Source organism: Tamlana sp. I1 (genome assembly GCF_015355625.1).
GTDB lineage: Bacteria > Bacteroidota > Bacteroidia > Flavobacteriales > Flavobacteriaceae > Pseudotamlana.
This window is the reverse complement of sequence record NZ_JACLAF010000015.1, coordinates 112,187-125,155: the sequence shown is the minus strand read 5'-3', so window position 1 is coordinate 125,155 and position 12,969 is coordinate 112,187. Positions and strand designations below refer to the sequence as shown.

Below are 12,969 nucleotides of genomic sequence, written 5' to 3'. Positions count from 1 at the left end.
CATAAACGTAAGAATAAGAAAACCCCGTTTTTGGCTCTGATCAGCCTTTTTCGGGGTTTTTATGTACTTAAATTTACGTAAAAATACTTGTATTTACAAGGGATAACGCGTTTTCTGAATGTGCCTAAATAAAGGAAAGTACATTACTAGTACTAAAAACCTACTCCTCCATCTCTACCGTACTAAACTTCGTATTAACCACGATACTTTTTCCGCTATCCAGTGACCCTGTTGAAAAAGTAGAAAGGTTTTCTTTAGCCGATTTTTTAGGATGCGAAAAACGAGATCGTGTGCCTTTATACTGGAAATGACAAGCGGTTTCAGGTAGTTTTATTTTGGCATTAGAATTTTGAAGGATCACATTAACACTAGAAAACTTATCACTAATATTTAAAATTTTCAAATCCCCAATATTTCCATCAATCACAGCACTTTTAATCAAATTATCAATGGTGATTTTTGAAGAGTTTAAATTTAAAGTCAGGTGATTCACCGCATGTAATTCTGCTTTATCAACATAATTTAATTGCAAGGCGCCAGCATTCCAGTTCGCGATATAAATTGGCGAATAAGAAGCATTGATGGAAGTTAAACTCCCATCAATACCTTGTGCTTTAAGTTTGGTGTAATCTAAATCTGCTTTTAAATTTTCTACATTATCGGCAAACTCGATTTCACCATATTTTACTTTCACCTTTAACTTTGAGTTTTTAGGCATTTTTATTTTAATCGTCCTTTTAACTTTTGCATCGGCATGCCCTTTAACCATGCGTTCTATTTTACGCTGTCTATCTTCTTGCAAAATAATGCGCTCTTCGGTTTGCGTGGCATGCATTCTTGCTCTTTCGGCCATTCGTCTAGCCTGCATCGCTTCCGCTCTTTTTTGCTGCGCCTCTATCCTAGCGGTTTGACTCTCCAATTGCTTGGTGATGCGTTCGGTCCAGGCTTCCATTTTTTTAGCATATTCCTCAGAGTTCATACGCGCTTCAAACTCTTCCGCCCAAGCCTCCATTTGTTTTCCGTATTTTTCACCCCATTCTTTGCCAAACTTTTCGCCCCAAGCTTCCATTTTTTTTGCAAAGTCATCACCATATTTCAGTTCAATTTTCTTTGAGTATTTATCTAAATACTTATCCCCTTCCTTTTTATACGCCTCGTAATCAAAACGCACATCGGTAATACCTTCAGGTAATTCTGGAAGCTCCGGGAGTTCTGGCAATTCTGGTAATTGAGGCACCTCGGGTAATCCAGGTGGCATCGGAGCATCGGGAGCTAGTGGCACTTCAACGTGAATATCTACATCTGGAATATCGGCCAATTCATATTTTAACTCCTTAATAATGGCTTCAACAGCTTCATCGTCTTCATATGCAGTGGTATTTACCACCCAAACCTGAGGTCCGCTACCTTTTGTACTAATACGCACTTGGTCGGTAGATGCATCGACATCAATATTCCAAGCCTTTAAAGCTTTTTGCAAATCTTCAGCGCTAAGTTGATCGCCTTCAATATAAGCTTCAATTTCAACGGTATCCCTATTCCAAGTATCAAAAACAATGTTACAATGACTTGTGTTCAAATCGATTTTAACATCTTTATTGACTTTAATCGCTTGAGACACTTTGGTTAATTTTTGTTGTGCAAACAGGCTTTCTGTTAAAAGCAAGCACAACATGATTACAATTTTATTTTTTATGATTCTGTTCATTTTTTGATTTTTAAATGTGTTGCTGCAAGGCATCCTTTTTAGTCTCAGCACTTTTTAAGTCCTTCAGTTGGCCTTTCAAACGGTACAATAAGTTTAATCGCATTTTTAAATTATCGATTAAAGCATTTATGGTCAATTCACTTGGACCTTCTTCAGTAAACTCTAAAAACAAATTTTGATAAGCTTTATCTAAAGCATCAATCTGCTCTAAATAACTATCTACCAACTCTTTGGTTTCATCGGTATAAGTCATTTTTGAGAGTTCTAAATTGATGCTCGCTAAGTAATAATCCTCCACTTTTTTAAGTCCGGGAGAAATATCGCCTAAAGTCTTCGTTTCAATAGGTTTGGTATGCGCTACTTGAACAGGCACGGTGTTTTCTGCACCACCATTGAAAAACTTAAAAAGGCCAAAAGTCAATCCCAAAAGCACCGTAATACTCGCCGCTATTTTAAGTCCTAAAAACCGATTTGGTTTAGGCTGTTGAGGCAAGGCTTTGTCTAGCTTTTCTAGAAACCTGACTTGATGATTTTCAGGCATTCGTTCATTGCTAACTACTTGGTCTTTAAACAGGTCTTTAATATCTCGCGCCATTTTTTTTAAGTTTTAATAATTCTTGTAACTTCACTTTTCCTCTTGATAATTGTGTTCTAGAGGCCACCTGAGAAATGCCCAATATTTCGGAAATCTCCTGATGGTCGTAGCCTTCTACTAAAAAAAGCATCACAACATATTGATATTTATCTGGTAATTTTTCTATGGCTGTTTTTACATCAGCTAATGTAATCGCCTCGTCAACCAACCATTTGCTGTCTTTTTCGGTATCGACGACTTTGAGGTGCACCTCATCTAAAGCCACAAAATCGGCTTTTCTAGCTTTAATGAAATCGATACTTTTATTTACAACAATACGTTTTAACCAAGCCCCAAAAGTCACTTCTGCATTGTATTGATGAAGTTTTGTAAAGGCATTTATAAATGCTTCTTGTACAACATCTTCGGCATCGGCAGTATCTTTTAAAAACCGTTTAGCTACAATATACATACCATCGCAGTACTGGTTGTACAACTGCATTTGAGCCTTGCGGTTATTTTTTTTGCACTGTTCAATAATATCAATATGAAACATGCTAATGCGACTTTGTTTTTTGGTTAGTTCATTTAAAAGACGATTAAAAACTTGGAGTGTTGCAAAAAAATATTTTTTTTTACAGGAATATAACAAAGCTAAATAAAACTGCGTTTGTATTTTAGTAGTCATTCCTTTTAAATTATCTTTACACCCTAATTTGCTATTTATGAACACCTTTTTAAAGCGCATCTTAATTCTATTATCCATTATAGCTTTAGGATTATTTTTATATTCTGTATTTGTTGAAAATATTTTCGCTGCACGATTAAGTCCGAAAGACACCGTGGAGTTTAAATTGAATGATTTAGAGCTTGAGGTGTTTTACAACAGACCCTACAAAAAAGGACGTGAAATATTTGGTGCTTTAGTCCCTTACAATCAAGTGTGGCGTACGGGAGCTAACGAAGCGACTACTTTTGAAACCAACGAAAAACTTGAAATAAACGGCATGCCATTGGCTCCCGGAAAATATACTTTATGGACCGTTCCAAAAGACTCAACATGGACGGTTATTTTCAATTCAAAGCAATATAAATGGGGTGTAAATGCAGAAATGCAACCCATGTGGGATCCTAATTACGATGTGATTACTACTGAAGTGCCTGTTCAGAAATTAGAAAAACCCGTAGAACAATTTACTATTGCTTTTGATAATTCTACCGATCACTTGTTTTTAACTATGGCGTGGGATGTGGTGAAAATTAGCCTGCCTTTAAAATAATTTCAACCATTTTAAACGTTTACTACAACAAAAAAATAATTGTAAATTTAGACAAACAATTGTCTATCTGTGTCTAAGCATAAAAAATCGGCGTTACAAGAAAATGAAGGTGTTTCTAGTTCGGAAATTGCTTCAGACTCGGCAATTCAATCATTTAAATCCAAGCGTAAAAAGGAGCTCGATATAAACCAGTTAACTGCTGCGCTTCTAAATAAGAACACAACTGCTTTAAGCCAAGCCATTACTCTGGTTGAAAGCCAAAACCTCAAACACTTCGAAAAGGCAAACAGCCTTATAAATGCTTGTTTACCACATGCCAACAAATCTATTCGCATTGGCATTACAGGGGTTCCTGGCGTTGGAAAAAGCACTTTTATTGAAGCATTTGGCAAACATTTAAGTGCGGCAGGAAAACGCATTGCGGTATTGGCAATAGACCCGAGCAGCAGCATTACTAAAGGCAGTATTTTAGGTGATAAAACCCGAATGGAAGCTTTGGTTAAAGACCCCAATGTGTTTATCCGACCATCGGCATCGGGGGATTCATTAGGTGGTGTCGCTCGAAAAACTAGAGAATCTATAATTTTATGTGAAGCCGCTGGATTTGATGTTATTATTATTGAAACCGTAGGAGTTGGACAAAGTGAAACCACGGTTCACAGCATGGTCGATTTCTTTTTACTTTTGAAACTTCCGGGGGCTGGCGACGAACTTCAAGGTATTAAACGCGGTATTATTGAAATGGCCGATCTAATCGCTATAAATAAAGCAGATGGTGATAATTTCCAAAAAGCAAAACGAGCCCAAATAGATTTTAATAATGCCCTGCACCACTACCCTAAAAAAAGTTCGGAATGGCAACCTAAAACTACAGTTTGTAGCGCTTTAAAAAATGAAGGCATTGATGAAATATGGAAAGCTATTTTAGACTATGTACATATCACTTCTGAAAACAACTATTTCAGTGAAAAACGGCATGAACAAAATAAATTCTGGCTATTACAAACCATTGAAGCCCAATTAAAATCTGAGTTCTTTAATAAGCCAGTAATTCAAGAAGCACTAAAAATTCAATTAAAACTTCTTGAAACCAATAAAACTACGCCATTTGCAGCAGCAGAATATCTATTAAAATTACGGGATTAGTCCTTAACGTAGCGTTTCAATAAATACATTGCAATATAGTGAAACAAAGTACCTCCAAGAACTCCAAAGGTTAGACCGCAAAGTAAATCTAAAGGATAGTGTACCCCAACATAAATACGGCTATACGCCACAATTAAACTCCAAACTATTAAAATGTATATTAAATTTTTATAGTAAGGTTTAAGGGTTAAGCCTGCAAAAATTGCGGCTGCCATAGAATTTGAGGCATGTCCAGAGAAAAAACCATACTTCCCACAACGCACGGCTATAAATCGCATTTGGTCAATTAAACCAGGTTCACCACATGGTCGCGGCCTTTGAAACCCTCGCTTAAATACATTGGTTATTTGGTCTGTAAACGTAATCATTAAGGCTATAACAATGACAAAGATTATAAGTGATTTTAAACCAAATTTCTTATAAAGCAGATAAAGTAATATGGCATATAAAGGAACGAAAGTAAGTGTATGCGTAATAACTAACCACAGATTGTCCCAAGTAGAGCTTCCTAAATTATTTAAATATAAAAATAACTGCGTATCGTATTTTAATAATTCTTCTATCATTTTAACTAAGGCTATTCTTCGTATTTCGCTATTTCGTTATCGTAAAAATCGGTGGCCAATTTTATAGCGTTTTCAGTTTCAGTGGCTAATTCTTTTTGATCTTCATCATCAAAATCTTCAAACCACTCTACCTCATCATTTTCAAGATTAATAATAAATCGAGGAAACTCGGTATGGATAACATAAATAGCATTTGGAAATTCGGTGTTATCGCCTAATATAAATTTTGGAAGACTCATTATTGTGGTTGTTGGTTTTTAGCAAAAGTAAAAAGTTTATTTTATTAGAGCATCGCACAATCAAAAAGTTTATCATTGTTTATTAAAATATGCTCCTGTTTGTATTATTACGGTTTTACAATTGAATGTCCATTCGAGTGATGCGACCTTAGGAGCATTGTATCGAGAATCTTATGTTAGTTAAAATACTATTCGAAGAAAATTTACTACCGTATTAAAAACTTCTCGATACAATTCCGAAGAAAAATCGGAATCACTCGAAGTGACAACTCAAAAAAAAAAACTAAAATGTCCATTCGAGTAATGCGACCGTAGGAGCATGGTATCGAGAATCCTATTTTAGTAAAATACTATTCGAAGAAAATTTACTACCGTATTAAAAACTTCTCGATACAATTCCGAAGAAAAATCGGAATCACTCGAAGTGACAGCTCAAAAACCTAAAAACCTAGAATGTCAATTCGAGTAATGCGACCTTAAGAGCATGGTATCGAGAATCTTATGTTAGTTAAAATGCTTTCGAAGAAAAATTACAACCGCATTAAAAACTTCTCGATACAATTCCGAAGAAAAATCCGAATTACTCGAAGTGACAACTCCAAAATCTAATTTCCAGCAATCAATTTCTTGGTCAAATAATTAAACCTTAGGTACAATAAAATGGCTGCGGTGGTTAGTCCAGCTAGAAGTCCTAACCAAATACCGAAACTACCATAAGCATCTTCTTTTCCTAGAAACCAACTTATAGGAAAGCCTATTAACCAATACGATACAAAGGTTATAAAAGTTGGAATTTTAACATCTTGCAAGCCTCGTAATGCGCCCAAAACAAGCACTTGAATGCTATCGCTAATTTGAAATATAGCTGCGGCAATTAATAATTTTGACGCAATACCAACCACTTCCATATTATCTATCAAGTTTTTGGCATCATCATAATCAACATAAATTTTGGGTAATTGCTTATGAAATGCAAAAAATACAATCGCAAAAAAAGCTGAAAATAACATGCCCATTAAAAATAAAGAAAAGGCAATACGACGTAATTCAAAGTAAGACTTTAATCCTTTTTGGTTTCCTACACGAATCATTGCTGCAACGCTTAATCCTGTGACAATCATAAAAGTCATCGAACTTAAATTTAAAGCAATTTGATTCGCTGCTTGCGGATTTTTACCCAATAAACCACTAAGCCAAACCGCAGCCGTAAAAATGGCTACCTCAAAAAACATTTGCATCGCGCTAGGTGCGCCTAAATTAAGCAGCTTTTTAAGCATCAATTTATTCAGCACAAAAAATTTGATATTGGTTACCATGGCCTTGGTTTTTTCTTTACCACGAAGTAAATACCAAATGTACCAAACCATAATAATTCTGGAAACTAAAGTACCATAGGCAGCACCAACAATACCATATTCTGGAAAACCGAACTTTCCAAAAATTAGCACATAGTTTAAAACAATATTTACAATATTCCCAATAAGCGTTGCGTACATCGGGTATTTAGTCATAGACATGCCATCACTAAATTGTTTAAAAGCCTGAAAAATAATTAATGGAATTAATGAAAAAGCCACAAAATCTAAATATGGAATGGCTAATTCTACCACCTCCACAGGCTGCTTCATGAAGTACATTAAAGGCTTGGCAAAAAACACTAATAAAAAAAGGAGAATACCAATAACGGTACACAAAAACAAACCATGTTTGAATGCCGATTTTCCTTCTGAAAAATCGTTAGCAGCATCCGATTCGGCAATTAAAGGCGTAATGGCCGTTGAAAAACCAATACCCAAAGACATGGCGATAAACATAAAACTATTCCCTAGCGAAACGGCAGCAAGCTCGGCAGTTCCTAATTGACCTACCATAATATTATCTACAAAACTAACAAAAGTATGCCCTAACATGCCCAACATAACAGGGGCTGCGAGTTGCCAATTGTATTTAAATTCTTTGGTGTAATTTGATAATTGCATGCTGCAAAAGTAGGCTTTATTTTAAGAGAAATGTTTGAAAAAAGGGTTCAAAAAAGGACTAAAATAAATGCTGTTTTTTAGCACTTTCATATTCAGAAAGAATGTCTTCAACAATTTTTGAAACTGGTTTAATATCGTGAATCAACCCTGAAATTTGTCCGATTTCTAATTCACCTTCAACTAAATCACCTTCAAACATGCCTTTTTTTGCTCTGGCTCTTCCTAATAGATTTTTAAGCTGCTCGGTAGTTGGTCCTGTTTTATACAATTCCTGAACTTGATTAAAAAACTCATTTTTAAGTAATCGAACAGGTGCTAATTCTTTTAAAGTTAATTGGGTGTCGCCTTCTTTGGCATCGACAACCATTTTTTTGAAAGCTTCGTGTGCCGAACTTTCTTCGCTCGCCACAAACCTGCTCCCTATTTGAACCCCATCGGCACCTAAAATCATAGTCGCTAACATGGCTTTTCCAGTGGCTATCCCGCCAGCTGCAATTAAAGGAATATGAATGTGCTCCTTCACCATCGGAATTAAAGTAAGCGTTGTAGTTTCGTCTCTACCGTTATGGCCACCAGCTTCAAAACCTTCGGCAACAATAGCATCAACACCAGCTTCTTGAGCTTTTAAAGCAAATTTTACACTGCTCACCACATGAACCACGGTAATCCCACGTTCTTGCAACCAAGTCGTCCATGTTTTAGGGTTTCCTGCGGAAGTAAATACGATTTTCACGCCTTCTTCAACAATAATATCCATAATCTCTTGGATATTTGGATAAAGCATCGGCACATTCACTCCGAATGGTTTATTGGTTGCCTGTTTACATTTTTGAATGTGTTCACGCAGCACTTCCGGATACATGGATCCCGCGCCTATAAGTCCTAAAATGCCTGAATTACTAGCTGCCGAAGCCAATCGCCAACCGCTATTCCAAACCATTCCTGCTTGAATTATGGGATATTTTATATTGAATAAGTTCGTGATTCTATTAGACATACTTTTAATTATGATATCACACCAGAACCTAAAAGTTCGTCTTCATGGTACCAAGCGACAAACTGCCCTTCGGTGATGGCCGATTGAAAGTTTTCAAATTCCACGTACAAACCACTGTCTACTTTATGCAAAATAGCATTTTCTAAGGCTTGTCTGTATCTAATTCTAGCTTTCACCGTCATAGTTTCGCCTAATTTTAAAGCTAAATCTTCACGAATCCAATGCAATTCATCGTTGCTAACAAACAATGCTTTTTTATATAGACCCGGATGTTCTTTGCCTTGACCTGTGTAAATTACATTTTCATCAACATCGGTATCAATAACAAATAAGGGTTCAACCGTTCCGCCAACGCCAAGGCCTTTTCGTTGCCCTTTTGTAAAATAATGCGCACCTTGATGCTTGCCTACCACTTTTCCTAAATCAACTTGATAATCAATTTTACGGGATAAATATTTTAGTTTGTCTTCTACGGAATTGAATTCAGTTTCAACAGTATTATAAATAGTTTGTTCGCTAGGAATTTCAACAATAACACCTTCTTTAGGTTTTAGTTGCTGTTGAAGAAAATCTGGAAGCTTCACTTTACCTATAAAACAAAGTCCTTGAGAATCTTTCTTTTCGGCAGTTACTAAATCCAATTTGGTAGCTATTTCACGAACCTGTGGTTTTGTTAATTCACCAATAGGAAATAACGATTTTTCTAATTGTGCTTGGGATAACTGACATAAAAAATACGATTGATCTTTATTAGTATCGACACCAGCCAAAAGTTGATAAATCGTTTCACCATTTTTTTCAATGCTACCTTTTCTACAATAATGTCCCGTAGCCACATAATCGGCACCCAAATCTAGAGCGATTTTCATAAAAACATCGAACTTAATCTCACGATTACATAAAACATCAGGGTTTGGTGTGCGACCCTTTTCATATTCATGAAACATATAATCGACAATACGTTCTTTGTATTGCTCGCTTAAATCGACAGTTTGAAAAGGAATTCCTAATTTTTCGGCTACTAACATAGCGTCGTTGCTATCATCCAACCACGGACACTCATTAGAAATGGTCACAGAATCGTCATGCCAGTTTTTCATAAACAAGCCAATAACTTCGTAGCCCTGCTCTTTTAATAAATAAGCCGCTACGCTAGAATCTACGCCACCCGAAAGCCCAATAATTACTCGTTTCATTTTTAAAAATTAGTTTACAAAGATACATATAATTACAAGATTTAAACAGGAGATCAAGGCTTCAATAATTCATCAAAACACCTACTAAATTGTCATTCTTATAAAAATATTTGTCATTTAGTTGTTTTTTCATAATTATATTACTATATTTATATGACAACAAATGTAATACTAAAACTACATTACCTGAAAGAGACTATTTCATGTTAGCTCAAAACCATGTAGTTTAAAAGTTATTACAGAAAGTATCACTTCTAGACATAGAATTTATGATACTTTTTTAAGTTCTTATAAAAACATTGACACTATTTAATCAATGATTAAAATAATATCTATTTGAAAAAGAAAAGTTAGTTTGGTTAGTTTTGGTTTGTTAGTTTGTAGACAATATTTAAAAATTCTCACACCCTCTTAAAGATTGTCTATAAAAAAAGGAGCTCCTTATTTTTTAAGGAGTTTTTTTTTGCTTTGTGGTCTGTACGAGAAATTCTTTTCATTAACTAATTTACCGTTTTCATAAAACTTCCAAACCCCCTCTTTTTGACCTCTTTTATAAACGCCTTCAGATAATAAAACCCCCTCAGGATTATAAAACTTGGCTTCACCGTGCAATTCGCCATTAACATAAAAGTATTGTTTAAGAATCACGTTTTTTACTGAATACGAATATGCAGGACCTTCTAACTTACCATCGCTGTAATTTTGTTTTTCTGCAATCTGTCCGCTAGGATAATATACCAAGCGCTCTCCAATTAATTCACCATTACTATTATAAGTTTCTGTACTGAGTAGATTTTTAGAATTTTGCTGATAATATTTCCAAGTTCCAATATAGTTTTTACCATTCATTTGGCCTTCGCTAATCACAGAACCATTGGAAGCTAAAAATTTTACATCGGCAGTAGAATCCGTATCATTAAATAATTTGGTAGCCGATAAAACCGCTTGATTTTTATAATTGATATAAAACTTAAACAATCCAATTTCTTTACCATGATTAAATTCGCCTTCGTATCTTAAAATATTCGTGTCCTCAAAGTTCTTTTTCCAAATCCCATGACGTTTTCCTTCAGCATCAAATTGATTGATGTCTTGGGCAAAAACAAAACTGCTAATCAATAAAATCATGATTATACTATAGGCTTTTTTCATTTTAAAATATTTTTATCGCTTCTGCGGAATTATATCAATTACAACGTTATTTTTCGTCAATTTCTTATAATAAAAAAGCTGCCAAAATAAATTTCTGGCAGCTTTTCTAATTTGATAATTATAATTATTTACGCTTTTGCTGCGCTTGTTTTTGTTGTTCGGCCTGCTCCATCATTTCTGCCATTTTCTTTTGGAAACGATTTTGTTTTTTAGGCTTCTTTTTATTCTCTTGAATCTGCGCATGGATTTTATCTTCATCAAGAATAAAGTTCTTAATCACTAAGATAATTCCAATACTAATTAAGTTAGAAATAAAGTAATACAAACTTAAACCAGAAGCATAGTTATTGAAGAAAAACAACATCATGATTGGCGAGAAATACATCATATACTTCATCATTTTTGCCATATCTGGCATGCCTTCTTGCTGTGGTTGCGATTGCATATTTTGCCCAGTAGTTAAACGCATGTAGAAGAAAATTGCAATAGATGCCAAAATTGGAAACAAACTTACATGACTACCATAAAACGGAATGTTAAACGGTAAGTCTGCAATAGTATCGTATGATGATAAATCTTCTGCCCAAAGGAATGGTTTTTGTCTTAAATCGAATGCCGAAGGGAAAAACTGAAATAAAGCATAAAACACTGGCAACTGTACTAATGCTGGTAAACAACCTGCCATTGGACTCGCCCCTGCTTTAGACTGTAAAGCCATAGTTTCCTGTTGCGCTTTCATTTTGTTATTCTTATACTTTTCGCGAATTTCATCCAATTCTGGTTTTAAAATCTTCATTTTCGCTTGCGATAAGAATTGCTTATACTGTACGAAAGACAATAAGAATTTAACCAAAATAGTCATAACCACAATAGCTATTCCGTAAGGCATAAATCCGCCAAGGAAACTAAATAATGGCATAAAAATATAACGGTTTATCCAGCCAAATAAGCCCCAACCAAATGGTACCAATTCGTCTAAATTTTTTCCGTAAGCATTTAAAACTTTAAAATCGTTAGGGCCAAAATACCAATCCATAGATTCGCTAATTTCGCCACCTTGTAATTCTAAAGGCATTTTTGCAGCGAATGCTTTGGTGTAAACCGTATCTATTTCTTCGTCGTGTACTAAATTTTCAGTAGTGATGTGCGCTTTCTTAAAAGCTTTGTCTGTAAGTAATACAGATGAAAAGAAATGCTGTTTGAAGCCAATCCAAGTTACATCATCAATTTCTTTATCGGCATCCCTAGCGCCTGTATAGTTATCTTTTCCGTCTTCATATTCATAATGAACATCGGTATAACGGTTTTCATAAGAAATACTTTTAGCATGGCGGTACCCCTTAAGTTTCCAGTCCAAATTAATTTGAGATCCGCTATTAATAATAGTGCTTAAACCTTGAGAACGCACAGAAAAATCGATCATGTAATCGCCTTCTTTTATCTCGTAACGGTATTCTAAAAATTTACTTTCAGACACTTTAAGTTTCATAGAAACCACGGTTATGTTACCATTTTTGGTAACTTCTGGAATAAAAGGTAAATCTTTTGTGTTTAAAATTCGGCTATCTGTTGTTCCGAAATTAATATTGAAAGAAGCATTCTTGTCCTTAATTAAATAAATAGGAACAGAATCGTAATTTACAAATTGTCTTAATCTTACTTCCGACAGATATCCACCTTTATTGTTGAATTTTAATGCTAATAAGTCAGTTTCAACAACAGTTTCTTTATCGGTTGCATGAATTGCTGAATAAGCAAAAGCACCCAACTTATTTTTAAGCTCGATTTGTTGAAGCGAATCTACGCCAGAACCAATGGCATAATCTGAAGCTGTCGTAACTAAAGTTTGATTATCTGTTTTTGCTTTTTGTTCGGCTGCAATTTGCTCTTGTTTTGCTTTTTCTTGAGCTTCCAACTCTTCTGGTGTTGGTTGGTTTTGCCAAAGCATGTAGCCTAAAATTCCGAAAATAAGTACAAATCCTATAATCGAATTAAGATCTAATTTTTTTTCTTCCATATTTAATTTTGTGTCATTTTTAATGCTATCAAAAACAATATATAATCAGGTTTTCGATACGTTTAAAACAACAAGATATTTGTTAAAATCTGTATTGAATAATCAATAAACTGTC

General features: G+C 34.8%; 12 protein-coding genes. 2 read left to right on the top strand and 10 right to left on the bottom strand.

Going from position 1 to position 12,969, the window contains the following annotated elements; all coding sequences use genetic code 11:
- Positions 1-160: 160 nt before the first annotated feature.
- The 3 genes from H6X70_RS14415 to H6X70_RS14405 are packed head-to-tail and all read right to left on the bottom strand — an operon-like array spanning position 161 to position 2,838.
- Positions 161-1,708, bottom strand: a complete 1,548-nt coding sequence (locus H6X70_RS14415; protein ID WP_194768394.1) for a DUF4097 family beta strand repeat-containing protein — start codon at positions 1,706-1,708, stop codon at positions 161-163.
- Between the two features lie 10 nt (positions 1,709-1,718).
- Positions 1,719-2,303 (bottom strand): hypothetical protein, encoded by a 585-nt coding sequence (locus H6X70_RS14410; RefSeq protein ID WP_194768393.1) that lies wholly within the window; start codon positions 2,301-2,303, stop codon positions 1,719-1,721.
- Positions 2,287-2,838 carry an RNA polymerase sigma factor gene (locus H6X70_RS14405; protein ID WP_194768392.1) on the bottom strand — a complete coding sequence of 184 codons (552 nt, stop codon included), beginning with the start codon at positions 2,836-2,838 and terminating at the stop codon, positions 2,287-2,289. The genes H6X70_RS14410 and H6X70_RS14405 overlap by 17 nt, the downstream gene beginning before the upstream one ends.
- A 169-nt stretch (positions 2,839-3,007) precedes the next feature.
- Here H6X70_RS14405 and H6X70_RS14400 point away from each other — a divergent pair, with 169 nt between their 5' ends.
- Both H6X70_RS14400 and meaB read left to right on the top strand, forming a co-directional pair.
- The gene (locus H6X70_RS14400) at positions 3,008-3,562 is read left to right on the top strand and encodes a DUF2911 domain-containing protein (RefSeq protein WP_194768391.1); all 555 of its coding nucleotides are present in this window, start codon (positions 3,008-3,010) and stop codon (positions 3,560-3,562) included.
- A 69-nt stretch (positions 3,563-3,631) separates the two neighbouring features.
- On the top strand, positions 3,632-4,708 hold the full coding sequence (gene meaB, locus H6X70_RS14395) for a methylmalonyl Co-A mutase-associated GTPase MeaB (RefSeq protein WP_194768390.1): 1,077 nt from the start codon (positions 3,632-3,634) through the stop codon (positions 4,706-4,708).
- Here meaB and H6X70_RS14390 read toward each other — a convergent pair.
- From H6X70_RS14390 to yidC, 7 genes are all read right to left on the bottom strand, one after another.
- The gene (locus tag H6X70_RS14390) at positions 4,705-5,274 is read right to left on the bottom strand and encodes a phosphatase PAP2 family protein (RefSeq protein WP_194768389.1); all 570 of its coding nucleotides are present in this window, start codon (positions 5,272-5,274) and stop codon (positions 4,705-4,707) included. The genes meaB and H6X70_RS14390 overlap by 4 nt on opposite strands.
- 11 nt (positions 5,275-5,285) lie before the next feature.
- Positions 5,286-5,513, bottom strand: a complete 228-nt coding sequence (locus H6X70_RS14385) for a hypothetical protein (RefSeq protein ID WP_194768388.1) — start codon at positions 5,511-5,513, stop codon at positions 5,286-5,288.
- A 605-nt stretch (positions 5,514-6,118) separates the two neighbouring features.
- Positions 6,119-7,492 (bottom strand): MATE family efflux transporter, encoded by a 1,374-nt coding sequence (locus H6X70_RS14380; protein ID WP_194768387.1) that lies wholly within the window; start codon positions 7,490-7,492, stop codon positions 6,119-6,121.
- A gap of 58 nt (positions 7,493-7,550) precedes the next feature.
- Complete coding sequence (locus tag H6X70_RS14375; protein WP_194768386.1) at positions 7,551-8,489, bottom strand: NAD(P)H-dependent flavin oxidoreductase; 939 nt, start codon at positions 8,487-8,489, stop codon at positions 7,551-7,553.
- 8 nt (positions 8,490-8,497) lie between these two features.
- The gene (gene mnmA / locus H6X70_RS14370) at positions 8,498-9,685 is read right to left on the bottom strand and encodes a tRNA 2-thiouridine(34) synthase MnmA (RefSeq protein ID WP_194768385.1); all 1,188 of its coding nucleotides are present in this window, start codon (positions 9,683-9,685) and stop codon (positions 8,498-8,500) included.
- 441 nt (positions 9,686-10,126) lie between these two features.
- Entirely contained in the window at positions 10,127-10,837 is a 711-nt protein-coding gene (locus H6X70_RS14365) for a toxin-antitoxin system YwqK family antitoxin (protein ID WP_194768384.1), read from the bottom strand.
- A gap of 124 nt (positions 10,838-10,961) precedes the next feature.
- On the bottom strand, positions 10,962-12,854 hold the full coding sequence (gene yidC, locus H6X70_RS14360; RefSeq protein WP_194768383.1) for a membrane protein insertase YidC: 1,893 nt from the start codon (positions 12,852-12,854) through the stop codon (positions 10,962-10,964).
- Positions 12,855-12,969: the final 115 nt, after the last annotated feature.

Coding starts and splice junctions, on each gene's coding strand:
- H6X70_RS14415 (WP_194768394.1), bottom strand. CDS start 1,708: ATGAACAGAATCATAAAAAATAAAATTGTAATCATGTTGTGCTTGCTT.
- H6X70_RS14410 (WP_194768393.1), bottom strand. CDS start 2,303: ATGGCGCGAGATATTAAAGACCTGTTTAAAGACCAAGTAGTTAGCAAT.
- H6X70_RS14405 (WP_194768392.1), bottom strand. CDS start 2,838: ATGTTTCATATTGATATTATTGAACAGTGCAAAAAAAATAACCGCAAG.
- H6X70_RS14400 (WP_194768391.1), top strand. CDS start 3,008: ATGAACACCTTTTTAAAGCGCATCTTAATTCTATTATCCATTATAGCT.
- H6X70_RS14390 (WP_194768389.1), bottom strand. CDS start 5,274: ATGATAGAAGAATTATTAAAATACGATACGCAGTTATTTTTATATTTA.
- H6X70_RS14385 (WP_194768388.1), bottom strand. CDS start 5,513: ATGAGTCTTCCAAAATTTATATTAGGCGATAACACCGAATTTCCAAAT.
- H6X70_RS14380 (WP_194768387.1), bottom strand. CDS start 7,492: ATGCAATTATCAAATTACACCAAAGAATTTAAATACAATTGGCAACTC.
- H6X70_RS14375 (WP_194768386.1), bottom strand. CDS start 8,489: ATGTCTAATAGAATCACGAACTTATTCAATATAAAATATCCCATAATT.
- mnmA (WP_194768385.1), bottom strand. CDS start 9,685: ATGAAACGAGTAATTATTGGGCTTTCGGGTGGCGTAGATTCTAGCGTA.
- H6X70_RS14365 (WP_194768384.1), bottom strand. CDS start 10,837: ATGAAAAAAGCCTATAGTATAATCATGATTTTATTGATTAGCAGTTTT.
- yidC (WP_194768383.1), bottom strand. CDS start 12,854: ATGGAAGAAAAAAAATTAGATCTTAATTCGATTATAGGATTTGTACTT.